The sequence below is a fragment of the Sphingobium aquiterrae genome (assembly GCF_037154135.1).
GTDB lineage: Bacteria > Pseudomonadota > Alphaproteobacteria > Sphingomonadales > Sphingomonadaceae > Sphingobium > Sphingobium aquiterrae.
Map to the genome: position 1 here is coordinate 20,161 of NZ_JBANFL010000019.1, position 21,882 is coordinate 42,042.

General features: G+C 64.4%; 28 protein-coding genes and 1 pseudogene. 24 read left to right on the top strand and 5 right to left on the bottom strand.

The window, feature by feature from the left end; all coding sequences use genetic code 11:
- Positions 1-75: 75 nt before the first annotated feature.
- The 10 genes from WFP78_RS18435 (at position 76) to WFP78_RS18480 (ending at position 7,551) form a co-directional block, all read left to right on the top strand.
- The gene (locus tag WFP78_RS18435; RefSeq protein ID WP_194917713.1) at positions 76-1,713 is read left to right on the top strand and encodes a PRTRC system ParB family protein; all 1,638 of its coding nucleotides are present in this window, start codon (positions 76-78) and stop codon (positions 1,711-1,713) included.
- Positions 1,714-1,746: 33 nt separating this feature from the next.
- Positions 1,747-2,172, top strand: coding sequence for a PRTRC system protein E (locus tag WFP78_RS18440; protein ID WP_281124169.1), 426 nt, complete (start codon positions 1,747-1,749; stop codon positions 2,170-2,172).
- A gap of 44 nt (positions 2,173-2,216) precedes the next feature.
- Positions 2,217-2,423, top strand: coding sequence for a PRTRC system protein C (locus WFP78_RS18445; RefSeq protein WP_025546410.1), 207 nt, complete (start codon positions 2,217-2,219; stop codon positions 2,421-2,423).
- 2 nt (positions 2,424-2,425) lie between these two features.
- Positions 2,426-2,650 carry a hypothetical protein gene (locus tag WFP78_RS18450; RefSeq protein ID WP_081988734.1) on the top strand — a complete coding sequence of 75 codons (225 nt, stop codon included), beginning with the start codon at positions 2,426-2,428 and terminating at the stop codon, positions 2,648-2,650.
- 94 nt (positions 2,651-2,744) lie between these two features.
- Positions 2,745-3,611, top strand: coding sequence for a hypothetical protein (locus WFP78_RS18455; protein ID WP_336965679.1), 867 nt, complete (start codon positions 2,745-2,747; stop codon positions 3,609-3,611).
- Positions 3,598-4,434, top strand: a complete 837-nt coding sequence (locus tag WFP78_RS18460; protein WP_281124167.1) for a PRTRC system protein B — start codon at positions 3,598-3,600, stop codon at positions 4,432-4,434. Before WFP78_RS18455 ends, WFP78_RS18460 begins: the two co-directional genes overlap by 14 nt.
- The gene (locus WFP78_RS18465) at positions 4,431-5,090 is read left to right on the top strand and encodes a PRTRC system protein A (RefSeq protein WP_033965269.1); all 660 of its coding nucleotides are present in this window, start codon (positions 4,431-4,433) and stop codon (positions 5,088-5,090) included. Before WFP78_RS18460 ends, WFP78_RS18465 begins: the two co-directional genes overlap by 4 nt.
- Positions 5,080-5,859, top strand: a complete 780-nt coding sequence (locus WFP78_RS18470; RefSeq protein WP_033965271.1) for a PRTRC system ThiF family protein — start codon at positions 5,080-5,082, stop codon at positions 5,857-5,859. Before WFP78_RS18465 ends, WFP78_RS18470 begins: the two co-directional genes overlap by 11 nt.
- A gap of 55 nt (positions 5,860-5,914) precedes the next feature.
- A complete protein-coding gene (locus WFP78_RS18475) occupies positions 5,915-6,787 on the top strand; it encodes a Mom family adenine methylcarbamoylation protein (RefSeq protein WP_033965273.1) in 873 nt (290 codons plus the stop codon).
- A 65-nt stretch (positions 6,788-6,852) separates the two neighbouring features.
- Positions 6,853-7,551: a DUF5983 family protein gene (locus WFP78_RS18480; RefSeq protein WP_156143022.1), complete on the top strand. Its 699-nt coding sequence runs from the start codon at positions 6,853-6,855 to the stop codon at positions 7,549-7,551.
- Between the two features lie 78 nt (positions 7,552-7,629).
- Here WFP78_RS18480 and WFP78_RS18485 read toward each other — a convergent pair whose 3' ends face one another.
- The 3 genes from WFP78_RS18485 to WFP78_RS18495 form a co-directional block, all read right to left on the bottom strand.
- Positions 7,630-7,821, bottom strand: a complete 192-nt coding sequence (locus WFP78_RS18485; RefSeq protein WP_033965274.1) for a hypothetical protein — start codon at positions 7,819-7,821, stop codon at positions 7,630-7,632.
- 560 nt (positions 7,822-8,381) lie between these two features.
- Positions 8,382-9,416: an NAD-dependent epimerase/dehydratase family protein gene (locus WFP78_RS18490; protein ID WP_033965275.1), complete on the bottom strand. Its 1,035-nt coding sequence runs from the start codon at positions 9,414-9,416 to the stop codon at positions 8,382-8,384.
- Positions 9,413-10,420, bottom strand: coding sequence for an AraC family transcriptional regulator (locus WFP78_RS18495; protein WP_336965688.1), 1,008 nt, complete (start codon positions 10,418-10,420; stop codon positions 9,413-9,415). Before WFP78_RS18495 ends, WFP78_RS18490 begins: the two co-directional genes overlap by 4 nt.
- 304 nt (positions 10,421-10,724) lie before the next feature.
- On the opposite strand from WFP78_RS18495, the gene WFP78_RS18500 reads away from it, so the two are divergent.
- The 11 genes from WFP78_RS18500 to WFP78_RS18550 all read left to right on the top strand — a co-directional run bounded on the left by WFP78_RS18500 (position 10,725) and on the right by WFP78_RS18550 (position 18,002).
- Positions 10,725-11,201, top strand: coding sequence for a hypothetical protein (locus WFP78_RS18500; protein WP_033965277.1), 477 nt, complete (start codon positions 10,725-10,727; stop codon positions 11,199-11,201).
- Positions 11,202-11,223: 22 nt separating this feature from the next.
- Complete coding sequence (locus WFP78_RS18505; RefSeq protein WP_033965279.1) at positions 11,224-12,357, top strand: phosphoadenosine phosphosulfate reductase domain-containing protein; 1,134 nt, start codon at positions 11,224-11,226, stop codon at positions 12,355-12,357.
- Between the two features lie 83 nt (positions 12,358-12,440).
- Complete coding sequence (locus WFP78_RS18510; RefSeq protein WP_033965280.1) at positions 12,441-13,088, top strand: hypothetical protein; 648 nt, start codon at positions 12,441-12,443, stop codon at positions 13,086-13,088.
- 55 nt (positions 13,089-13,143) lie between these two features.
- A complete protein-coding gene (locus WFP78_RS18515) occupies positions 13,144-13,344 on the top strand; it encodes a hypothetical protein (protein ID WP_033965281.1) in 201 nt (66 codons plus the stop codon).
- Positions 13,345-13,523: 179 nt separating this feature from the next.
- Positions 13,524-15,221, top strand: a complete 1,698-nt coding sequence (locus WFP78_RS18520; protein ID WP_336965693.1) for an ATP-binding protein — start codon at positions 13,524-13,526, stop codon at positions 15,219-15,221.
- A 61-nt stretch (positions 15,222-15,282) separates the two neighbouring features.
- Entirely contained in the window at positions 15,283-15,648 is a 366-nt protein-coding gene (locus WFP78_RS18525) for a DUF5983 family protein (RefSeq protein WP_156143023.1), read from the top strand.
- A gap of 2 nt (positions 15,649-15,650) precedes the next feature.
- Positions 15,651-15,974: a hypothetical protein gene (locus tag WFP78_RS18530; RefSeq protein ID WP_033965282.1), complete on the top strand. Its 324-nt coding sequence runs from the start codon at positions 15,651-15,653 to the stop codon at positions 15,972-15,974.
- A 31-nt stretch (positions 15,975-16,005) separates the two neighbouring features.
- The gene (locus WFP78_RS18535; RefSeq protein WP_033965283.1) at positions 16,006-16,194 is read left to right on the top strand and encodes a hypothetical protein; all 189 of its coding nucleotides are present in this window, start codon (positions 16,006-16,008) and stop codon (positions 16,192-16,194) included.
- Positions 16,194-17,123 carry a hypothetical protein gene (locus tag WFP78_RS18540; RefSeq protein WP_336965694.1) on the top strand — a complete coding sequence of 310 codons (930 nt, stop codon included), beginning with the start codon at positions 16,194-16,196 and terminating at the stop codon, positions 17,121-17,123. Before WFP78_RS18535 ends, WFP78_RS18540 begins: the two co-directional genes overlap by 1 nt.
- A 110-nt stretch (positions 17,124-17,233) precedes the next feature.
- Complete coding sequence (locus tag WFP78_RS18545; RefSeq protein WP_033964138.1) at positions 17,234-17,434, top strand: hypothetical protein; 201 nt, start codon at positions 17,234-17,236, stop codon at positions 17,432-17,434.
- 61 nt (positions 17,435-17,495) lie between these two features.
- Entirely contained in the window at positions 17,496-18,002 is a 507-nt protein-coding gene (locus WFP78_RS18550; RefSeq protein ID WP_033964139.1) for a hypothetical protein, read from the top strand.
- 217 nt (positions 18,003-18,219) lie between these two features.
- Here the strand turns inward: WFP78_RS18550 and WFP78_RS18555 are convergent, their stop codons facing one another.
- Positions 18,220-18,714 (bottom strand): Dyp-type peroxidase, encoded by a 495-nt coding sequence (locus WFP78_RS18555; RefSeq protein ID WP_231564968.1) that lies wholly within the window; start codon positions 18,712-18,714, stop codon positions 18,220-18,222.
- A gap of 41 nt (positions 18,715-18,755) precedes the next feature.
- Positions 18,756-19,526 (bottom strand): annotated as a pseudogene (locus WFP78_RS18560) (Dyp-type peroxidase); the annotation flags it as partial.
- Positions 19,527-19,700: 174 nt separating this feature from the next.
- Between WFP78_RS18560 and WFP78_RS18565 the strand changes: the two are divergent.
- From WFP78_RS18565 to WFP78_RS18575, 3 genes are all read left to right on the top strand, one after another.
- Positions 19,701-20,183 (top strand): DUF736 domain-containing protein, encoded by a 483-nt coding sequence (locus WFP78_RS18565; RefSeq protein WP_336965698.1) that lies wholly within the window; start codon positions 19,701-19,703, stop codon positions 20,181-20,183.
- Between the two features lie 81 nt (positions 20,184-20,264).
- Positions 20,265-21,257, top strand: a complete 993-nt coding sequence (locus tag WFP78_RS18570) for a DUF2493 domain-containing protein (protein WP_336965700.1) — start codon at positions 20,265-20,267, stop codon at positions 21,255-21,257.
- Between the two features lie 64 nt (positions 21,258-21,321).
- Positions 21,322-21,558: a DUF6117 family protein gene (locus WFP78_RS18575; protein WP_033964140.1), complete on the top strand. Its 237-nt coding sequence runs from the start codon at positions 21,322-21,324 to the stop codon at positions 21,556-21,558.
- Positions 21,559-21,882 lie beyond the last annotated feature (324 nt).

The following is a 21,882-nucleotide window of genomic DNA, read 5'->3' on the forward strand; positions in this document are numbered from 1 at the left end:
GCGGGATCGGGCGCGTCAAAATGAGGACGCACGACCCGAGCCACGGCCCTGCCACATTCCCTGAGGAGATCAGCCTTGAACACACCAGATTCAACCCGCTCCACGCTGCCGCTCTCCCTCATCACGAAGGGGGATAACCCCCGCCGTTATTTCGATCGGAAAAAGCATGACGAGCTTGTAGCCTCGATCGGCCTCCGCGGAATGTTGCAGCCTATCCTGCTGCGTCCGAAGGGCGAGGTCTACGCCATCGTCGCCGGCGAACGCCGCTACAGGGCCGGCCTCGAAGCCTACGGCCCCGATGCTGAAGTGCCCGTCATCATTCGCGAGATGACCGATCAGGAGGCCCTCGACGCCGCGATCGCTGAAAATGACGACCGCGATGATCCTTCGGAAACCGAGCAGGCCGATGCCGCCGTCCGCTACCTCGCGGCCTGCCAGAACGATCGCGCCGAGGCGGCACGGCGTCTCGGATGGTCCCGGGCCAAGCTTGATCGTCGTCTGGCGCTCGCCGAACTTTCCGACGCCGTGAAGCTCGCGCTCGACGAACGCCGGATCAAGGTCGGCCATGCCGAGCTGCTCGCCGCCATCCCCGCCGACAAGCAGGACAAGGCCCTCGAGACGATCCTCGGCTCGGGCCTCGATGTGAACAAAACGCGTGACCTCCTCATGCGCGTCACGCAGAACCTCGGCGCCGCCTGTTTCGACAAGACCGAGTGCACGACCTGCCCGTTCAACTCGGCCGCCCAGCGGACTCTGTTCGAGACTCATGTCGATGACGGGCATTGCACCAATCCCGGATGCTTCGATTTGAAGACGCAAACCGCCGAAGCGATCCGCTTCGAGGAGCAGGAGCGGGCCGAAAAAGCGGCAAGGGCCGCAGCTCCACGAGCTGACGAAGACGCTGACGAAGACGCGGAGGATGACGAGCAGGACGATGCCATCGACGAGAGCGGGGCCGATTCCAAGAACCCGCGAGCCCCGTCTCCCGGCACGACCGGGGCGCACGTGTCCGCACAAGCGACCCCGACGCCGCCCCCTTCCGTGAGCGGCGTCTCGACCGCGCACAAGCCGACCGTCACCGTCAAGTCCATAGCCAGCCGTACCAGCGATCTTCGCGAAGCGACGTGGCGAACCGCGCTCGCCCGGGCGCTCGCGGCCAATGCCGCACAGGCGCATATTGCCGTCCTCGTCGCAGCGATGTCCGGGACGCTCTCGCAGATCAAGGGCGAAACCCTGAAGGGACGCGCGGGCCTGCTCGTCGGCGCGTCCTTCCCGGAACTTACGTACAGCGCCAAGATTGCCGAGATCCGCACGCTGCCTGAAGGCCAAGCCGCGACCGTGCTTTCCGCGATCGGCGCAGCCTATGCCAAGGATGTGCTGAACTTCGGGCACGTCGCCGATCTCGCCCGCGCTTTCGACGTCGATCTGCGCGACGTCTGGCAGGTCGATAAGGCATTCCTGGAGCGGTACACCAAAGACGAACTCAGGTTCATCGCCCAGGAAACCGGCCTAGTCTCGCACATGGGCGAGAAAGCGTTCGCCAAGCTCCTGGGCTCCAAGAAGGCGGATGTTGTCGCCGGCATGCTCAATCGAACTGGCTTTGAATGGGCCGGCCGCCTGCCCAGCGCGATGACCCTCGACGGCCAATACGGGCCACCCCCGGTCAACGCCGCACCGCTCGCCCAAGCGCCGATCACCGAACTCGCCGCCTGATTTCCCGCACGCTCCAAATAAGGAAACGCGTCCATGCTGATCACGACCCTGCTCCCGCTGCTCGCGCGCTACTCGCTCGGCTTCGATCTCGTCGCCGGCCCCGACGACACCGTCACCCTGACCGTCATTCCCCGCAGGCATGAAGGCGCGGCCGACAAGCTCGAATCCGGCGAAACCCGCCCGATCTCGCTCACGGCGAGCGCCGCGGACATCGACGCCGAACTCGCCAAGGGCGAGGACGGCGCGCTCGGCCAGCTCATCGCGGCCCGCAAGGCACTCGCCGATCAACTTGCCGAGCAGCGGCAGGCGGCCGACGCCGCGCGCACCGCGGCTGCCGAGGCCGCGAAGGCAAAGGCGGCAACGCCGACGCCGAAGCCCGCCACCGCCGGCGCGAAGGTCGACGCTCCCGCCAGTCCGCCCGTCGACGCCACGGCCGAGGAGCCCGCCAGCCTCTGGTGATGCACCGCCACGACCTTCTCCATGATCATCAGCCGGAGGCACCCATGCAGATCAACCACCTCACCCGCGCGTATCGTTATGACGGCATCGACCTCCCGGTCCCGCCGCATCTCGCAAACGACCCGACTGCGCTCCGCGCCTATCATGCCACGCTCTACCCGGCGATCCTCAACGCCGAGACGGTCGATGCCGGCGTGTCGGGCGCGGCTCACGTCATCGAATACAGGCGCGCCGTCGGGACCAAGGGCTGACCATGTACCGAAGGCCTGGCGAGGCCATCCCGCCCACCATCCGCAAGACGCTCCTCGAATGGATCGAGACCGACGATGGCGACACGACCAGCTTCACCTATCCTGCCTGCACCCCGCAGGCCCAGGCCCTTCACGCGCGGATCGTCCACGACCCGCACGACGGCAAGGGCGACGCCTGCGAGCCGCTCCAGCCCCCTGCAGGTCTTCCCCTTCCGCCCTTGGGCTGAGCTTGCAGGACGCACCGTCGCGCTCTCAACCGACATCCCAACCATCTTCGATGCCCCGCTCGCGCCACATCACAAGCTCATCGGTCGATGGGTCGTGTCGCGGGAGAATTCGACGCCATCCTATACGCGTGTGGCGGCCCGCCGGTACATCGAGCGCGCTTTCGACGCCGCGGTGCTTGAAATTCTGGCTCCCGTCGAACTTGTCGATCTACGCGTCGCCGTTCTTCACAGCGAGGAGGATGGACCCTCCGCGATCGCCATCGTCTGCGAGAGCATGGGGCAACTCGACCTTGGCTGGATCGAGACCAGCGATGCCCCCATCGGCTGGCGCGCTGCCGCATATAGGGCGCTCGAGCACACCCTCGGCCGAGCGCTTCCCGTCTTCGGCTACCAGGATCTCTTCGACGAGATCGCGATGTATTACTGGGAAGGCGCAACCGACGACGAAGCCGCCCGGCAGTGCCTGATCGCATATCACGGCGCGGACGAGGACGATCTCGACGGGATGACGCTGCCATCCGAGATGAACGCGCGGCGGCCAGACTGGATGATCGCGGCGAATGCGGCGCCCTCTGCGCGGCTGCCAGCGGCTCTCCGCCGAAAGCTCGCCGACCTCCGCAAAGCGCACCAGGCTCTCGGATCCCTGACGCCCGAACGCAACGCCTGGCACTTCGACTTCCAGGTCGCCTCCGAATATCTTCCGGGCATCGAGGAATGCGCCTCATTGCCGCCGTTGACCCTCGTTCCCTTCGACCAGTTCACGCGGGAGCTCGATGATGTCGGGCGGCAGGGCATGGAAATGGGCTTCATGGACATCGCCGGCATCTGCCCGCTGCCCGACGCGAGCCGTATCGACGACTGGTTCGCCTCAATGCGTCTCGGCGCGCAATTCCTTCTCGCAGCCCAGGACCTCGTCCAGTTCGACCCACCCATATCTCGAGGCTCTCATGTCCGAACATAGCACCCAATTCGAAGCCAGCGGTGGCGGCCTGGTCCTGGCTAACGCCATCCTGCTCTACAGGAACCAGGCGCCACGCAATCTCAAGCCCTACGGCGCTTCGTGCGAGAGCGGTCCGGCGTTCGCCAGCTTTCACGCGGTCGAGCACGACGGCGACGGCCGGCCGACGATCGCCGCGGGCGTGCCGCTGTCACGCGCGCACCTGCGCCAATGGACCGAGGCGCTCGGCCGCACCGTCGTGCCCGAAATCCTGCCGGACAATATCCTTGTTGCCCATCCCGACATGCTGGCCTGGTGGAGCCCGGCACAAGTGCGCCACGCTTATTTCGCCCTGTCGGCTCCTCCCGCCGGCCTCAGGGCGCTCTCCGGTCGAACGACCCTGCCGGTTCCGTATCCGGCGCACCTGTTCATCGCCACGCGCTCGGGCCTCGGCGTCTACGCCCTGGCGGCAAGCGAGCGTCCGAACGCCGCGACGCCGGTGCTGCACTCCCCGGTCCTCAATGTTTTCGTCAACGGGCGCCTCTGCTGGGGCAACATCCCGAGGCCGAAAGCGCTCAGCACCGCGTCCATCCCGGCCTATGAGAGCGCGGTGTTCGACTCCTGGTCGACGCACCCCAATCCGGGGCAGGAGTTGACAGTCAGCGGAAAGGGCGGCCTCGTCCGTCTATGGGATGACCTAGCAGCGCGCCGGGCGACCCGCTTTCCGGTCAGCCGTCTCAAGCCCTTCGGTTCGCGTGGTGGACAGCAGAATCGGCCACAGGCGAAAGCGGCAGTCGCGGCCAAGATAACCGTGGCAAGTCTCATTTCCATGAGCGCGCGGGTATGACGAAGCTCGCCGATGATCCGACCGCAGCCGCGGTGCTCGCCGCCGTACCCTGCCATCCGGTCCCGCCGCTTGGCAAATCGTCCGCCCTCGAAGCGCTTCGCAGCGCCCGGTCCGGCCACGGCCTTGCCGTAGGAGCCGACGGCGTGATGCTCATCCTCCGCCGCCCCTGGCTCGCGCTCGACGTGCCTATCACGCCGCCGATCGCCGCCTATCTTCCCTATGGTAGCATCGGCGCGCCGAGGGCCGACCTGCGCTGCGGCCTGATCCCGCGTGAGCATCTCGAGTATATTCTCGACCACTTCCGCGCATCGCTGCCTAACGAGGCGGCGGCGTTCGTGCTCTGGAACGAAGCGACCGGGGATTTCACGGTGAACCTACCCGTCATCGAAGAGGCGACACCCTCCCGCCTCGTTTACCGCACGCCGGCCCTGCCGCCCGACTGGCATATGATCTGCGACATCCATAGCCATGGTCGTGGGCCCGCATTCTTCAGCGCGACCGATAATGCCGACGACTCACATACAACCAAGATATCGCTCGTTTTCGGCCGGCTCGACCAGCCGGACGGCCCAGTGATGGCATCCCGCCTCTGCGCCGGCGGCATGTTCCTGCCCCTGCCGCGCAGCCCATTTGCAGGAGAGTCCCATGCGAACTGAGACCAGGCAGCGCCACTATCTGCCCGCCACCTTCGACAATCGCTCAATCCGCATCCTGCTGGTCGGTTGCGGCGGAAATGGCGGGCAAATGCTGATGGGTCTCGCCTCACTCGATACGGCGCTGCGCGCGATCTCCTCGCGTTCGCTCGACGTCACTGTGGTCGACGACGATATCGTCACCGAGGCGAATCTTGGCCGCCAGCCATTCTACCGGTGCGACATCGGCAACTCAAAGGCGCGCACACTCGCCGAACGGATCAACCTCGCGCACGGACTTGACTGGAGGGCGGTTCATGGCCGCGCGCCTGGTGCAATAGGGCTCGAAGGCATCGATCTCCTGATCAGTTGCGTCGATACCGCCTCCGCACGGCGAGCGCTTGGCACAGCGATCGCGAATGGCAAGGCGACGCCTGCTTACTGGATGGATCTCGGAAACCGCGCCAGCGACGGCCAATTTCTAATCGGCTGTCCGTCGCGCGCCGACGAACGATCCGGACGACTTTCCACCGTGCTCGAGGCCTTTCCGGAACTTGCCGACGAGAGCGTGGCCGACGACGATGCACCGTCCTGCTCGGTTGCTGAGGCGCTCGAACGCCAGTCCCTGTTCGTCAACCGGGTCCTCGCCAGCCACGCGCTGGCGCTGTTATTCGATCTTCTCGGACGCGGTTCCATCGGCCACGCCGGAGCCTTCCTCAATCTGGCTAGCGGTCAAGCCGTCCCAATCCCGCTGCCCTCGGTCGAACCTCCAAACCCTCGCGCCGATCAATGATGGCTCAAGAGAGGGAAGGGGGGGCGCAGACGGTGATCATACAGGAGATCGCACGATGCTCACCACCCGCACGCAGCGGTGGCGCGACCGCCGCTGCCGCTGGATCCCGAACGCCAGCGAAATCGATCCCGCGCGCCTTTCCGTCGACGTGATCGACACGCGCTTGCACGCGGCACCTTTCGTCAAAGCGCACCATTATGCCGCATCCATGCCGGTCGCTCGCCTCTCGATTGGCCTTTTCGCCAATGGCAAGGGTGGCCGATCGGAGCTTGTCGGGGTCTGCGTCTTCTCGCACCCGGTCAACAATGCCAGCGTCCCCAAGACGGCAGGACTCTCCGATCCGCGCACCGCCTGCGACCTCGGCCGGCTCGTGATCGACCAAGCCCAAGGCGGCAACGCTGAATCTTTCCTCGTATCCTGCGCTTTCCGCATCCTGCGCCGCGAGAAACCGGAGATTCTTTCCGTCATCTCCTACGCCGACCCCGTTCGAAGGGTTGACGAGGGCGGGCACGTGTTCCTGCCGGGACATGTGGGTGGACTCTATGCGGTCATGGGAAGCCGATACGTCGGGCGCTCAAGCCCGCGCACCGATCTCATCCTGCCGAACGGCCGCCCAATCTCCTCGCGCGCGGTCTCCAAGATCCGCAACGCGGAATGCGGACAACGCTACGCCATGGACGATCTTGTTCGCGCCGGCGCCCGACCACCAGGATTTGGCGAAGATCGCGCCGCTTGGCTCACCGATCTTGAACGGACCGGCTTCCTTCGCCGACAGCGCCATCCCGGCTGCCACGCCTATCTCTTCCCACTGACCCGCGCCGCCAAGCTCGCGGCGCGCAAGGTGCCCGATTTGGCATATCCTGTCCTCGATCGGCGCGCGCTCGAAGGCGACGTGACGCTTCCACCGCTTTTTGCCGAGGCTGCCTGACCTCAGCCGAGCACCGCCCATGGCCGAAATCGGCGATTGCTCGCCCGATACGATGAGGAACTGTCATGACCGACACGTCGAAACGCGATCTCGCGCGGTTGCTGGCGCGCGCGCGTCGCGCCATCGAAGACCCCGCCAGCCTTGTCGAGCACGACCGCGCTGCCTTGCTGGGGGCACTGGCCAGCGCCGAATCCCACGTCGCAGGATCGCCAATGCCGTGGTCGCTGGAGATTCACATCGCCTCGGTCGAACATCGGCATGGCCTGAATCACTATGTCGCGCTGACGCGAGCGGGGCTTATGGGCGCAGTCGCAGCCTATTGCCGCGAGGGCTGGACCGAAATCAGTGACCCTCGCGATCCCGCCACGCTCGACGACGAAGCCGTCGCCGGCGTCTATTTCGACAACCGTGAAAACGAGTATCTCTCGACCGATCGGATCGAACTTGGCGCATCGCCTCCTGCTGCCAGGTACATGCTCGAAACCGGCTGGTATTGCGTTCTCGCCACCGCTCATCTTTCGACATCGACCGCCGATTTGCTCGACCATTGGTGTTCAAAAATGGCGACCGATCGTCCGCTCAATGTCGCCAGCAGCATCTATGGTTGGTTCGTGCCGACCCGGCAGATCGACCCCGCGACGCAAGGCCAACTCCCGGGCGACCTGCTTGCCGCCATTTGCTTTGGCCGGGACCGCGGCTTCGACCACGTCCTGTTTGATTGCGACGCTGGCACCACCGACGAACTCCCAGTCCACAACTGGTAGGAACATCCGCTTATAGCGCCGAGAAGGGGGGCCGTGTTGCGCTAAGCGTGGCAATAGATCACCATGCTTTTGGAAGGATCACGCTTCCACGCGCGCGCTGAGCAACTGGAGCCGGTCAGCAGCGATTTCAGCGACGTTGGCCTGAATCACATGCCCCCGGTTACGCAGTATCTCGCCGAGATCCCGAACGATGACGATCAGATCGCGGGTGGGAATACCCCCATCCAGATGGCGCAGGAGCAGCGTTTCTTCTTCATCCAGTTCACGCATCGCAATCTCGGTCCATAGCCACGCTCGGTGGATACATTAGATCGGCGCCTCGCGCTCGATCCAGTCGATGGCGAGGCGACGGATCCCACCATACCATCCGGCCGGCCGCGCCTGAACCCCCCGGTCCGGGATTTATGCCGGGAAGAGACTAAGCTGACGAGCTTCACTAAATCACGCGATTCCAGGTAGGTCCGGGTAGAGTTGGCCGTATAGTTGAGTTCTCTGTTCGCGGCCCGCCTAAAGCATACGTCGGTGTGCGCGTAAACGTCTGCTCCAGACAGGAACGGCCGTTCGCTGGTCAGAAAGCGTTCGGTCAGCAGCGCGCCCAGAATGCACCTTTTCCGTCGGGTATAGGGACTCCTATAGCTGTCGCTCACTACCGAATAATTGCGTTGGGTGCCGCGCTGCCGCCCGCACTCCGGACAGCCGTCCGCCAGCCTCCGGCAAACCGGCTGATTTTGTCTATGGCCAACTGTCTGATCAGGAATCGTGCGCGAGGTGCTCGCCAGTGGAGGCTGCTCAGCAGACGCCCACCATCATCGCGAGCTCATCGTGTGAGATCACGCCTTGATCAACCCCTTCCTGACCATACTCGTCGCCGCCGCGACGATCGCCTCACGGGGGTCGCGTGGTATCCAACCGAGCACCCGCCGCGCTTTGTCGTTCGAGGTCTTCTTCGCATAGCCGAGGTCGGGCACGAACGGACGCATCCCGGCATTGAAACGCGCCGCGATGCGCACGACGAAGTCGGGGATCGAGCGGGTCGGCACGCGCTTCGCCGCGTCGCCGAGCGTCGCCTTGATGACCGAGCCAATCTCCTTCAGCGCGAGCGCGCGGCCGTTTGAGATCAGTAACCGCTCGCCCGCGGCGGCCGGATTGGTCATCGCCATGATGTGCGCGCTGGCCACGTCGCGGACGTCGACGATCGGGATGAACAGGTTCGGGACGGCCGGCATCGCGCCGTCGAGCATGCGCTGGATTATGTGGTTGGCGCCGGAGACGTCCTTGCCCATCACTGGCCCGATGACTGCGACCGGCAGCATCGTGGTCAGCTCCAGCGCGCCACCCTCGGCGCCGATGAAGTCCCATGCCGCGCGTTCGGCGAGGGTTTTGCTCTTGCCGTACGCATCGACGCCCGGGCCATCGAGAACGGTCCAGTCAGCTTCGGTGAACACATGATCGCTATGCGGGTGTCCCCAGCTCACTGCGTGGAATGCCGAGGTGAGAACGACGCGCTTCACCCCCGCGTCGCGTGCCGCTCGCAGCACGCGCAGCGTGCCTTCGCGAGCGGGGACGATCACATCGTCTTCGTTGGCGACGTGCCCGGGTTGTACCGGAGACGCAACGTGCAGAACGACGTCGGCATCGGCAACGGCTTCTGCCCAGCCTTCGTCGCTCGTGAGATCCGCCGTGACGAAGCTCAGCCTGTCGCCATCGACCATGCCCGCATCCTCAAGAACGCCGCGCACCACTGTTTCCGTCGCGAGCGATCGGACGGTGGCGCGGACGAGGTGGCCTTGCTCAAGGAGCTGGAGGATACAGTGCCCGGCGATGAAGCCGGAGCCACCGGTGACCAGCACCCGCTTCTGGCTCATGACGGGGTTCCTTCGTGAAAGCGGTGATCGCTGGCTTCTCGCTCACGCCAGCGCATCGGAGTCGTCCGCTCCCAGCCGCGGAAGGCGCGGGCGAACGAATTGGGCTCCACGAAGCCAAGCAGCATGGCGATCGCCACCGTATCGAGCTCGGTGGCGGCGAGGAGCCGGCTCGCCATGGTCCGCCTCACCCCCGCGAGTTGCTGCTGGAAGCTCGTCTTGCTCTCGTCGAGGCGGCGCTGAAGCGTGCGGCTGCTGACCTTGAGACGCCGCGCCACCGCCGCGACACTGGGCCGCCCCCCCTCGCTCAGTTGCCGTGCGATCGCAACGCGTACCTCGCCCACGAGCCGGGAGAAGCCCTCTCCGTCGCGGACGCGCTGTTCCAGGCCATCCAGCACATGCGCAAAGGCACCACCGTCCGCAGTGAGGAACGGTATATCGAGCGCGGCTCGATCGAACACCATCGCGTCATGCGCTGCCCCGAAGATGATCGGGCATTCGAAGTGGCGCCGCAGGAGCGCCCCATCGGCAGGGCGGCGCGCCAGTTCGAGCCGAATCGGTGCAACCTTCCCGGCGGTGCCCCGCCGGGCGAGTTCGTGCAGCGAGGCCATGGTCATATCGACGAGCAGGCGCGGCACCGCTCCCGTCGCCTGGAGCCAGCGATAGCTGACGACTGCCTCGTCACCTGCGATCTCGACCTCGACGAGTTCGGGGCAGGTCAGGCGCTTGTATCGGGAGAGCGCCCTGAGCGCGTTGCGAAAATCAGGAGCGTGCAATGCGACGATCGAGGCGATGCCATAGCCGCGTGCGATCCCTTCGGCACCAAAGCGAATGCCCGCGGACGGGTCGTCGAGCTCCTCCTCGGCTGCAGCCCAGATACGGAAAAAGTCGCTCGTGATCCACGCGAAGGACGGCACCACGCCGGCACGTATGCACAATCGCTCGATCGGGATGCCGAGCTTCGTAAGGACGCCTCGTGACAACGAGAAGGTGTCGGTGCTCTGCATGGCAGGAACCTAGGCCGACCGGACACCGCCTACAAATCCGATCGCGCCAAATCGTCCACTTCGCACCTTGTTCATTCCGGAAAGCAGCGCTGGCGAACGCGCGAACGTCGGCTCCTGCTAAAAGCCGACGTGTAACGAGCGCGTTGGGAACGATGTACCTCGCGCAAGTCGCCGCCCACTCCGCATTTATCGCTCACACAAGACTGCCGCGGGCGAGAGCCCACCGGGCACGAACTGAATCGGAAAGAGGAGTGGGGAGGTCAGTGCGCTCCCCGGATTAGGAGCGTCCCTTGGAGCCTCCACCATGAAGATCGCCCTGCGTAACATCACCTACAGCGCCGCGCTCTCGCAAGAAACGAGCGCTTTCACCGCCGATGTCTGGATCAATGACGAGCTTGCCTTCCACGCTCGCAATCAGGGCCATGGCGGATGCGATTTCTATCATCAGGTCGGACAATGGACCGAAGCCCAGGTCAACGCATGGCTCAAGGCCAACCGCCCGGCGCGCGTGATCCACGGCCTTACCCTCGAGCCGGACCTCGAAGCCGAGGTCGGGGATCTCCTCTCCCGTGAACTCGAATATCGCCGGCTGAAGCGTCTGTTGCGCACGAACCTCGTGACGGTCGAGCGCGACCAGGTCTTTCAATATCCGCTGCGCAAGCGGCCGCTCGCCATCGTTACTCGCGCGGTCATCGCAACCAATCCCGACGCGGTCGTCATCAATGGCGCGGACGACGCTGTCCTCCGTCAGGCCGTCGACATCCTGATCGCCGTCGCCTGACCGAACCACTTCGGACCGCGAAATGAGCATCGCCATAACCGCCGCCTGTCACACGAACGGCGCCGAACGCGACGTCGCTACCGACGCGACAATCTTCGACGCGGTCCGCCGCAATGCATGGTTCGTTTTCAACCTCTCCGGGGGCAAGGACTCCACGGCGACAAGTCATGCTGCGATGGCCTGGCTTGACCACCACGGCCATCCCCGCACGCGGCGTATCGCCGTCCATGCCGACCTGGGAAAGGCAGAATGGCGATCGACGCCGTCCTTCGTCGAAGGGGTTGCGCAGCAGCTGGGTCTTCCGCTCCTCATCCTGCGCCGGCGCGCGGGCGATATGGTCGACCGCTGGGAACAACGCTTCACGTCAGGCAAGAACCGGTACGAAGCGCTTTCGACTTACAATCTCATCGGACCATGGTCCTCGGCGTCGCTCAGATTTTGCACCAGTGAACTGAAAATACAGGTCATCGGTCCCGACCTTGCTCGGCGGTACAAAGGCGAGACGATCGTCTCCGTCATTGGTTTGCGGCGGGAGGAGAGCCCGAGCCGCCGCTTCACCCCCGTGTCACGCGCCGACGACCGGTTCGCCAAAGCAGGCAACGCCGCCGGCACGCGAATGCTCAGCTGGCACCCCGGGGTCGACTGGTCATCAGACGACATCTTCGCCTACCACGCACGTCACGATCTCGCTTTGCACGAGGCCTATTGCCGCTATCGCTCGACACGATTGTCCTGCGCCTTTTGCGTGCTCGGGTCCGCCCATGATCTTCAGGCGGCGACGCGGGCGACCGACAATCTCGATCTCTATCGCCATCTCGTTTCGATGGAGGCCGACTCGACCTTCTCGTTCCAGCCGCAACGCTGGCTGGCGGATGTCGCCCCACACTTGCTTCCTCTGTCGCTCGCGGCGGATGTCGCGCACGCCAAACGGGACGCGATCGAACGGCGGCGGATCGAGCGTGCGATGCCGGCCGACCTTCGGTTCGTCAGAGGCTGGCCGCCGCGGCTGCCGACGCTGCAAGAGGCAGGCATGATCGCGACCGCGCGCGCGCCGATATTGGCACGGCACGGCCTTGATGATCGCTATCCCGATGCGTGGTCGGTTCAGCGACGCTTCGCAGAACTCCTCCCGAACAAAAGGATCCGAGCCGCCTGACCTGTAACTGCCCGGCCTCGTCGAGGAGGGAGGGGGGACGAGAGGGGGCGCGCAACGGTGCGCTTTGCCGTCGGAGCTTCCCCATGCCGTATGATGTCGCCTTCCGCTTCAGCCAGGCCCTCGATCCCTCGGCGCTGTCGACGCTCCCGGCTTGCCTCCACGCCTTGACCGCCGCGATCGAGGATTGCCGCAATGCCGGCAGGCCGCGCGACAACGATCCCGCCGTTCTCCTCCTCGCGCGCCATCTCGGCGCCGTCGCCCAGGGGATCGGACCCGCCGACATGCAGCTGCGCCGCGCCTGCATGGATGCCATCGCCGAACTGAGGCGTCATCCTGCCCTTATCGCCCTGGCGTACAAGGGCGTCGCCTACGATGCTCCGGCCAAGACGCTGTTCCACTCCGATGGGCGCAAGGCACTCAAACGTCTTGCCGACGCCCTCGGACTTGCGCCGGACAGCTATGACGTTCGCTCCCATCATGGCGGCGTTGCCGTCAGCGGTGACGTGGTCCTGCACGGCGCCGAGGTCCAGGTTCGCCTGAGTCTCGGCTGCATGGGCCCCGGCCAGGAGGTCATGTACCACCGCGTCGCGGGACGCCGCGATCATGTTGGCGAGCGCAATCACTGGGCGTCGGTCCACGAGCTTGTCCAGCCCGAGCGCCTCGCCACGCGCATCCGCCGTGACCTGCGTCTCTCCGCACCTTCCGTCGAACCTGATCGCCTCTTCGCCTGAAGAGCATGGGCGCGCGGTCCCTGCATATCGGAATAACTTCAATCTGGAGGATATCATGACCAAGAAAAGCATGCACTGTGGCCAATGCGGCAGCGAAGACGTCATGCGCGATGCTTGGGCGACCTGGGACGTCACTTCCCAGACATGGGTTTTGGGCCAGGTCTTCGACTATGCCTTCTGCGCCGACTGCGAAGCGGACGCGACGATCGTTGAGCGCTCTCTCGATCACTTGCCCGAGGCGGCATCCTGCGCGTGAACGGCTGCCTCGTACGTCCCCTGCCCGGACCGTTCTTAGGTCCGATCGCCGGCCGAAACTCGCGCCGGCCGCTACAACCCTGCGCTCGACATCAAGCAGGGCCGATCCTGTTTCGGCGGGCCACCGCTCGCGCCTGGGAGGAGGGAGGGAACGACAGGCGAGGCGGCGGAATCGGTCCGTTGTCCATCTGGAGCGCGCCCATGTCCCTCCCAACCACCATCCAAACCGCCGTCGGCCAATCCCTGGTCCAGAAGGTATCGAGACTATTCAACGGAAGCCTGTCCGACATTCTCACGGAGCTACTTCAGAACTCACGCCGCGCCGCCGCGACCTATGTCGATATCCGCTCCCATGATCTTGCCGGCCATCCGACACTTGTCGTTCGCGACGACGGTTCGGGGATCGACGATCCCGTCAAGCTCGTGACCCTCGGCGACTCAGGCTGGAATGCCGAGATCGCCGACCGCGAGGACCCGGCGGGCATGGGCGTGTTCAGCCTTGCGGGACACCGCGTCGAGATCCGTTCCTATTCCCGTTCGGCCGCGCAGGGCTGGCGCGTCGTCATCACCCCGGATGCCTGGGAGACCGGCGCGCCGCTTGCCGTCGAGCCGTTCGACATCGGCGCCGGAACCGAAATCCTCATCGATTTCCCGGAGAGCTGGGAAACTGCGCTCGACGGCGCTGCCGCCCATTGCGCACTGCATTATCCGCTTCCCGTGTTCTTGCACGGCAACGTCCAGCCTCGCGCCGACTTCCTTGGCGGAGCGATCCATGTCGAACAATGGGAGGGATGTCGCATCGGTGTGTTCCGCGGTCTCGGCAATCGGCCGCTGGATTGCCCGCGCATCAATTTCCACGGCCTCACCGTCGGGTGCGACTTCCCGATTGTCTCCGAGGCCGATCATCACGAGCCCTGGAGCGTCAAAGTCGATATCGTCGATTCGCCCGCACTTCAGCTCGTTCTCCCGGCCCACAAGGAAATGGTGCAGAACGAGGCTCTTGAGGCGCTCAAAATAGCGGCGGAACGCACCATTTTCCGCGCTTTCGCTGCCCGCGAAAGCCACAGGCTATCCTTTGCATCGTGGCGCCGCGCGAATGACCTCGGCGTCCAGATGCCGGAGGCCGCAGCCTGGCTCGAAGCCTGGGCACCCCAGACCGCAGATGGGCACGGCCTGCCGTCTGGCGAACCTGTCGTCAACGAACCGATGGTCCTCTTGGATAACTACGAGCCGGATATTGACCAGGGCGCCGCGCAGGCGTTCTCCAACGGTTCGCCGCTCGGCCGACGGCCCGTTCGCGCCAGGGACGCCTTCGCCGGTTATAGCTGGTATGACGCGCTCCCGCGCGTTGCTGAGATAGCGTTCGCCATCGATACGGGCGACAGAATCCTGCGCTATGCGGACGAAGACGTTCTTCCCCCCGAATTTGTCTCCGGACGCGTCGATTCGATCACGCTCGACGTCACGATCGAACTCCCCGATGCGTCCGACGCGAGCCAGAACCATCTCTTGCCGGTCGAAGCATTGGTCTGTCGGAACGGCGGCTATGGCAGCCTCGACGAAGCGGTGGTCCTGGTCAGCCGGACCGCCGCGATCACGCCCGGAACGCTGGCCTGGCTGATCGACGCTTCATCCTTCAGCTATGACGAGGATCACGACAGCGATAGCTGGGACACGCAGCATCGCGCATTCGAACAGGCCGCGCGGCACATCGCCAACGAGATCCTCCTTGGCGAAGAAGAGGCGCTGCTCGAACGAATCCGTGATGCGATCGCCGACGAAATCGTCTGGCTGATCCCCGCCGGCCGATCGATCAGCCTGATCGCAGGGGCTGGCGCCGTGGCTCTATCCTTCCTTCCCGAAGCCGCCTCCAACTGACGGCCCGGACCCAGGCACGTCACCGGGTTTGCCAGTTTCAATCCGATTCGCGGAGATGGCCATGCGCCGCTTGCACATCTGCATCTGCTCAACTGCCCATCTTCCGGCTGACGAACGTGCCGAAATCGACGCGCTGATCGCGAGGTCGCCGCGACGTCGCGGGCGCGTAATCGTCGATCATCCCGATCTGTCGATCGAACCGCATCAATATGGCTTCTCTGTTCACCTCGGCTTTCTTGATACCCCTTTCGAACGTCCTGACACGCTGTCGCCGGACCTCTGGGGCTTACTCGCCTCTGCCCATGATTCCGGTGCCAGCTGGATCTCCTTTGATTGCGACGAGCCACCTTCCAGCAAATTCCCAACTTTCGAAGACGATGCCTTGCGAGCCGTCCCCCCGATCACCCTTTCGCAGGACAGGATGTGACCATGCATCAGCACCCAGCCGACCGCCATGCAGCGTATGACGACACCACCGTCCAGCTCGAACTCGCGACGCTCGACATCGCGTTGAACGACGAGGAGCGGTCGATGGCAGCCATTCTGGAGTTTGACCCCGACGCGGACCCGGGTCCAGCGCGCGTCGACGCTCAAACCGACCCGCCGCCCATGCACGCCATATCAGGCGCTGCCTTTTCTAGGCGCACCTGGGAAAAGCTCGCGCGGCGCTATTTCGCGCCTTCACCAACCCTGGACGGGCCACAACCGCTCCAGCGCTTTCTCGCATGGCGCGCCCGCTGCCCGGACGCCTGACCGTTCTCGATATTCGCCACAGGAGCCGACCATGTCCGCGCTGTCCCCCTTGCGCCACCGACTGACCACGTTCGAACGGTGCTACGCTGTCGCAACCCAATTGCGCCGCGAAACCCATGTCGATCAATTCGTCATTCGCACGGGCACGCCGCTGCAGCCGTTTCGGGTAACAGCCCGTCGCCCCGCCGACGACGATCTGATATTGGCTTGGGTGGCGTGATGAACGCCGCGCGCGGCTTTACACCGAACCAGCCCGTCGTCGCAGCTTGGGGCATGGGCGTCGATTCCACCGCCCTCATTATTGAATGGGTCGCTCGAAGCCTCCCCCTGTCCGTCGTCTTGACGGCCGATACCGGCGTCGAGCGCGAAGAAACCTATGCGTATCTCCCAATCTTCCAGAAATGGATGGACGATCACGGCATCGAGCATCATGTCGTCCGTTACGTCCCGAAGCGCTTCAAACATTGGCCGCCCTACTTCACGTTACTTGAGAACTGCCTGACTAACGCGACCCTGCCGTCAATCAGTTTCGGGCGCCATTCGTGTTCGTCGAAATGGAAAATTCAGCCTCAAGACCAATGGGTTGCGAACTGGGAGCCGGCGCGGGCAGCATGGGCTCGCGGCGAGCGTGTTGTCAAGCTGATCGGCTATGACAGCTCGCCTGCCGACACCCGACGATACGCCCACCGCGAGGGACATATTTCGCCCCTCTATGACTATCATTATCCCCTGCGCGACTGGGTTTGGGATCGTGAACGTTGCGCCGCGCGCATCCGCGCAGAGGGCCTTCCCATTCCGATTAAATCCGCCTGCTGGATTTGTGCCGCCCAAAAATCGCACGAATTGATGAGCTTACCCCGTTGGTGCCTCAGGCTGATCGTACTGCTGGAGGCCCGCGCCGCCCCGAGACTTCGTAACGTCGAAGGCCTCTGGCGCAGTTCGACCAAGTCCCGCCCGGGCTCGATGACGCGGTTCATTCGAGACAACGCCTTGCTGGAGGCGAGTGAAATAGACGCCATCATCGCTGGATCTCCGGTCGACTTGGTCGATTTCCAGCGTGTCGCCGCCGATATCCCCGTCGAGCGCCGCCCTCAGATGCGCGAATGGATTGAGCGGTTCAACGAAGGCGTCGATCGCCTCGCAGCCTGACCACCGAATTTCGCCTGGCGCTCCTGACGTCGGTTCCCCCTTGTGCGCTACTGACGCAAAAATGCCGACTTGCCCCTGGTCGATTGATCTTGCGCCGCTGGATCCGACATATGCCCGATGACGACCATCGAAAAACCTACCGCGCCAATGCCGGCGCCGAGCGCGCGGCTGCCGCCAGGACGAACCTGCCAAACAAGCGCGCGATGCATCACCGCTCCGCCGACACCTGGGAAACCATGGCAGCAAGCGCGGAGGCTACAGCCAGGCGCGCGGTGATCAACGAGGCCGCCAAAGCCCAACGCGAAGAATAGGGCGTCACGTCACATGGCTTCCTGTTGACCAAAAGTCAGATGCATCGCCATTTACCCGGCGATGCGCCTGATCGATCACCTTGCCGCTCGCCGGGTTCTTTATCCCCGGCCAATTGCGACCATGCCGGATATCCTTGTGATCGATATCCCATCTCGGTACGCCGCTCCCAGCCTTCCGCTCGGACGTTACTATCCAATCGTCGTAGAGGCCCTCGCGGAACTCGACGAGATCGAGGCGTTCCTTTGCGCCGAACGCTCCTCTCCAGTGGTCCCCGATTTGTTCGACCGACGCGCATCGGCATTGAACAGTAACGCCATCATCTTCTGCCGTTACGCACCGCCGGATCCCGATTGGCCAATTCTTCTTCTCTGCCACTGGCCTGCCAACTTCACCACGATGGTCGCCGCAGCCAGCGATTTCTTCGCGCGTGGATGCTACACTATAGAAATGTTCGCCTCTATCGACGCTCTCGACAAGGCCGAACGCCGCTTGCTCGCCACCCTGGGCCGACACCAGCCGGTTATCGTCAAACCGATCAGCACCGGACTGTCTCTCGGACACTCATAACCGCCGAACCTCTGCGTCGCGATATCGGCATACGGACAAACCCCATTTTCGGGAGTCCGCGCAGCAACCCGCCAACGGCGCCACCTGAAGCCGCGGCGTGCCCAACGACTGCAGAGCGAATTGCCTCCCTGTTCGGCCCAACATCCCAGGGTGCCTTGAGATTCCCTCGCTCAGAATCCCAGCTAAGTACATCGCCTGACCAAGGGTTTTACACCGCTCACGACGGCACGGTTGTTGAACTGATTGGGAGGGACCGACCCGGCGTCTCTCCCGCAGCAATTGCCTGAAGCGCCGGCCGCGCCGGCGCGAAGAAGGTCGTGCCTGTATGCGGCGTCGAGAAGTCCAGCAGCCGGTCGTAAGCGCCGGGTGGGTCGCCGAGGTACATGCGCTGCAGCATCTTCTCGATCACCCACAGATATCGGGAATAGCCGATGAAATAGGTGCCAAACTCCCCATGACCCGCACGGCCGAAGGGCATGTTATCGCGCAGGATGTCATGCTCGTTCCCGTCAGCATCCACGATGGTGGCGAGGGACTTGTGCGATTTGCGCGGAGCATCGTCGTCGTCGATCTCGATATTGTCGATCTTCGTGCGACCCACGATCTCTTCCTGCAACGGCGTTGGCACGCGTCCCCAGGCCCCCAGATCGTGAAGATATTTCTGGATGACGACGTAGCTTCCGCCGGCAAACTCGGCATCCTCTTCGCCCACCAGCGCCGATGCAGGGAGGTCTGGTCAGTCGGATTGGCGGTACCGTCGACAAAGCCCAGCAAGTCCCGCGCATCGAAATAGCGGAACCCGGACACCTCATCCGTGAGGCTCACGGCCGCGCCGAGATTTGACAGCAGGATTCGCTCGAACTCGAAGCAGAGATCGACGCGTTCCGCCCTGATGTGGAACAGCAGATCGCCGGGCGTCGACGGCGCGCTGTGCGGCTGTCCGATGATCGGCGCAAACGGCTTCAGTTCACGCGGTCTCTTCCCCGGATGGAGCCGGTCCCATAGATCGCTGCCGATCCCCGCAATGCAGGACAGACGGGCGGAGAGGTCGCGGAACCCAACGGTTTTGACGAGATCATCGAGCCCGCCGAGAACGGAGCAGATCGTGCCAAGAGCAGCCTCACCGTCAGCGACCGTTAGAACGAGAAAGATCGCCGCTTGCGAGAGCGGCGCGTCGATGCTCTGCGCATCGATCGGCACCCTTTCCCAACTATTCCCCGCCACTCCGACATTCTCCCAGACAAGGTTTGCCCGATCCATAGCCTCACGGCTCACATGACTCTTCCCCGAGACATATAGATTCGGTGATAGGTCTCCCCGCTCGGTTTGTGAGGTATCTCTCCCATCATCCCGAATCCACCCTCTGAAACCTGAAAGCGATTTTCGGCAAGCGGCAAACCACTCATCGCTGCCGATCGAAATCGCCCCTTGATCAGGAACGCCCGTACGCGGGGGCCAGCCGCCCAACTTCCACCCACATAGCCCGACCTCGGCACGGGCACTTGCCTGTGCGCGGGGCGGCATAGGCGCGTTAGCGGCGGTGTGCGCGGCGAGCGGTGGCGGGGCAGGGCGGGGGGAGAGGTCGCATTGCCCCTCGCGCGGCACCGCGCGCGGTGAGGCCGGGAACCAGAGGAAAGGGGGATCTGGAGGAGTGTCGCCGAGATGGTCTCGAGAGCGACATTCGAAGGAGTTGAGACGATGAACATTGGTGAATTCAAGAAGGAGAACGGCCGGCTGATGGGTTCGGTCTTCACGCGCACCATCGATCTGCCGCGGATCGGGCTTCGCCCGGTCCAGAGCCAGAGCGAGAAGGCGCCGATCTACGAGATCGTGGCGCTGAACATCGCGCGGCGCTGGGTGCAGATCGGCGCGCTCTGGGAAGCCGTGTCGAAGAAGACCGGTGAGGTCTTCCTTGCGGGCCAGATCGACGATCCGAGCCTGCCCGAGCCGCTTCCGGTCGCCCTGTTCCCGAACGAGGCGGGTGGCTTCACCGTCGCCTGGCGTCGCGAGAATCTCGGCGGCGGGTTCGGTGGCGGCTTCGGCAGCGGTGGGTTCGGCGCCAGCCAGCGCGACTATGCGCCCCGGACCCAGGACGGCTTCGGTGACAGCACCGCCGGCGCCGACGGCAGCCTGAACGGCGACCGGACGAACGCGGACGTGGACGAAGACATCCCGTTCTAAGCCGCGTGAACGAGGGCCGGGGGTGCGTCCAGCGCCTCCGGCCCTTTTTTTGTTTCCCTTTTCGACAAGGAGTTCGCCATCATGGCTCGAACCACATCCCCGAACAGCGTCAGCCGACTGGCCGACCTTCCCACCCTCTATGCCGAGATGATCGCCACCCCCGAATTTCAGGCGGCCTTCGGCGATCCCATGCCGCTCAGCATCGTCGAACTCGGCGACCAGCCCGGCGAACATGACATGCCCGAACCCTTCGCGGTGCAGGCCGAATGCGGGGCGATCATCGCCACCATCTTTGATCTCTTCGCGGGCACGCGGCTGGAGCCTCTATCCGCAGAGATCGCGTGGGGCTTCGTCAACAGCTTCCATTTCGTCGCCGGGAAACTGGAACGCCGCGAAGACAGCCTCGCTTCCGAAATCGGGGATCTCGTTCGACATCCCGACATGAGCGAGGTCTATAATAACGAGCTGGAGGAAAAGCAGCTCCTCTGCCAGTCGACCGCCGAGCACCGCGAAGCGATCGAGTGCATGCGCGACTATGCGGGCGAGATGTACCGCGCGCAGTCGGGCTGGCCGTGGTCGCCGGCGCGGGGAAGCCGGGCATCCTCCGCATCTTCGGCGAGTCAGATCGCGGCACAGGATTTCCTCCGCGCTCGCGAACTCGCCGCCCGCGAGAAGCACAGCCCGAAGGGACCGATCGTCGTCTTTTCCGGACCCGCCCAGTGGCACGATTGGGAAACCCTGTGGGCGCGGCTCGACGAGGTTCATCAGCGCGTGCCGCACATGTCCCTCGTCACGACCGGTCAGCGCAAAGGCGCCGACGCGATCGCGGCCGCATGGGCGGCGCGCAACAGCGTGCCGCTGGTGGCGTTCGGGCTATACGGCTCGGGCCGGAAAACGGCCTTCACGCGAAACCGCAAGCTCGCCGAGCTGAAGCCCGTCGAGGCGGTGCTGTGCGAAGGCTCGGGGTTGCAGGCGAACCTCTATCAGACCCTGAAACAGGCGGGGGTGCCCATCCATGCCTTCCGCAAGGCCGATCAGGTCGCCGATTCCGCGGTGCGCCGGATGCGGGCCTGAACATCGGGGGGGGGGCGGGGGCCTGGCTCCCGCCTCCTTTCCCACCGTTTCACAGGAGGCCGACATGGCCATACCAGATGTGTATCGGCGCAATTTCGCAACCCTGCGCCGCGCGGCCGAGGACGGTAATCTCGCCCTCATGGAATGCACCGACGCGCTCCCCGGCGTCCCGCGCTACGTGATCTGCGCCGTGGGTCGGGACGACGGCGCTTATGTGATGACGCCGTTCGGCCACCTTCACGACGGGAACCCCTATGAGGCCTATCTGCCTCCCGCAACCGACAGATCGGACCAGTCATGATCGCTTATGGCGGTTGCACCGAGCCCGGCGGTATGGAGCCTGCCGACGAGCGATGGGAAGCGTCGTGTCCACGTTGCGGCGAACCAGCCGAGCACGGGCGTGTCGAGCGCGCGGAAGGCTCGCTCAATATCTATCGCACGGTCGCCTGCGATCATTGCGGGCACCATGAAGGGTTCGATTGGCTGAGTCCCTGACGATCTGAGGTTCCTATGATGGCCGGACGCGTTCCCGCGTGCCGGCTATTTTTATGCAAGTGCGTCGAGCAACCGACAGGCTTCGCCCTTCTCCTTCACCGCCTTGGGAGGGCGTTATGCGCGGCCTAGC

Excerpts from the sequence above, each read along its gene's own strand:
- WFP78_RS18440 (WP_281124169.1), top strand. The coding sequence starts at position 1,747 with ATGCTGATCACGACCCTGCTCCCGCTGCTCGCGCGCTACTCGCTCGGC.
- WFP78_RS18445 (WP_025546410.1), top strand. The coding sequence starts at position 2,217 with ATGCAGATCAACCACCTCACCCGCGCGTATCGTTATGACGGCATCGAC.
- WFP78_RS18450 (WP_081988734.1), top strand. The coding sequence starts at position 2,426 with ATGTACCGAAGGCCTGGCGAGGCCATCCCGCCCACCATCCGCAAGACG.
- WFP78_RS18460 (WP_281124167.1), top strand. The coding sequence starts at position 3,598 with ATGTCCGAACATAGCACCCAATTCGAAGCCAGCGGTGGCGGCCTGGTC.
- WFP78_RS18465 (WP_033965269.1), top strand. The coding sequence starts at position 4,431 with ATGACGAAGCTCGCCGATGATCCGACCGCAGCCGCGGTGCTCGCCGCC.
- WFP78_RS18470 (WP_033965271.1), top strand. The coding sequence starts at position 5,080 with ATGCGAACTGAGACCAGGCAGCGCCACTATCTGCCCGCCACCTTCGAC.
- WFP78_RS18475 (WP_033965273.1), top strand. The coding sequence starts at position 5,915 with ATGCTCACCACCCGCACGCAGCGGTGGCGCGACCGCCGCTGCCGCTGG.
- WFP78_RS18480 (WP_156143022.1), top strand. The coding sequence starts at position 6,853 with ATGACCGACACGTCGAAACGCGATCTCGCGCGGTTGCTGGCGCGCGCG.
- WFP78_RS18485 (WP_033965274.1), bottom strand. The coding sequence starts at position 7,821 with ATGCGTGAACTGGATGAAGAAGAAACGCTGCTCCTGCGCCATCTGGAT.
- WFP78_RS18490 (WP_033965275.1), bottom strand. The coding sequence starts at position 9,416 with ATGAGCCAGAAGCGGGTGCTGGTCACCGGTGGCTCCGGCTTCATCGCC.
- WFP78_RS18495 (WP_336965688.1), bottom strand. The coding sequence starts at position 10,420 with ATGCAGAGCACCGACACCTTCTCGTTGTCACGAGGCGTCCTTACGAAG.
- WFP78_RS18500 (WP_033965277.1), top strand. The coding sequence starts at position 10,725 with ATGAAGATCGCCCTGCGTAACATCACCTACAGCGCCGCGCTCTCGCAA.
- WFP78_RS18505 (WP_033965279.1), top strand. The coding sequence starts at position 11,224 with ATGAGCATCGCCATAACCGCCGCCTGTCACACGAACGGCGCCGAACGC.
- WFP78_RS18510 (WP_033965280.1), top strand. The coding sequence starts at position 12,441 with ATGCCGTATGATGTCGCCTTCCGCTTCAGCCAGGCCCTCGATCCCTCG.
- WFP78_RS18515 (WP_033965281.1), top strand. The coding sequence starts at position 13,144 with ATGACCAAGAAAAGCATGCACTGTGGCCAATGCGGCAGCGAAGACGTC.
- WFP78_RS18525 (WP_156143023.1), top strand. The coding sequence starts at position 15,283 with ATGCGCCGCTTGCACATCTGCATCTGCTCAACTGCCCATCTTCCGGCT.
- WFP78_RS18530 (WP_033965282.1), top strand. The coding sequence starts at position 15,651 with ATGCATCAGCACCCAGCCGACCGCCATGCAGCGTATGACGACACCACC.
- WFP78_RS18535 (WP_033965283.1), top strand. The coding sequence starts at position 16,006 with ATGTCCGCGCTGTCCCCCTTGCGCCACCGACTGACCACGTTCGAACGG.
- WFP78_RS18540 (WP_336965694.1), top strand. The coding sequence starts at position 16,194 with ATGAACGCCGCGCGCGGCTTTACACCGAACCAGCCCGTCGTCGCAGCT.
- WFP78_RS18545 (WP_033964138.1), top strand. The coding sequence starts at position 17,234 with ATGCCCGATGACGACCATCGAAAAACCTACCGCGCCAATGCCGGCGCC.
- WFP78_RS18550 (WP_033964139.1), top strand. The coding sequence starts at position 17,496 with ATGCGCCTGATCGATCACCTTGCCGCTCGCCGGGTTCTTTATCCCCGG.
- WFP78_RS18565 (WP_336965698.1), top strand. The coding sequence starts at position 19,701 with ATGAACATTGGTGAATTCAAGAAGGAGAACGGCCGGCTGATGGGTTCG.
- WFP78_RS18570 (WP_336965700.1), top strand. The coding sequence starts at position 20,265 with ATGGCTCGAACCACATCCCCGAACAGCGTCAGCCGACTGGCCGACCTT.
- WFP78_RS18575 (WP_033964140.1), top strand. The coding sequence starts at position 21,322 with ATGGCCATACCAGATGTGTATCGGCGCAATTTCGCAACCCTGCGCCGC.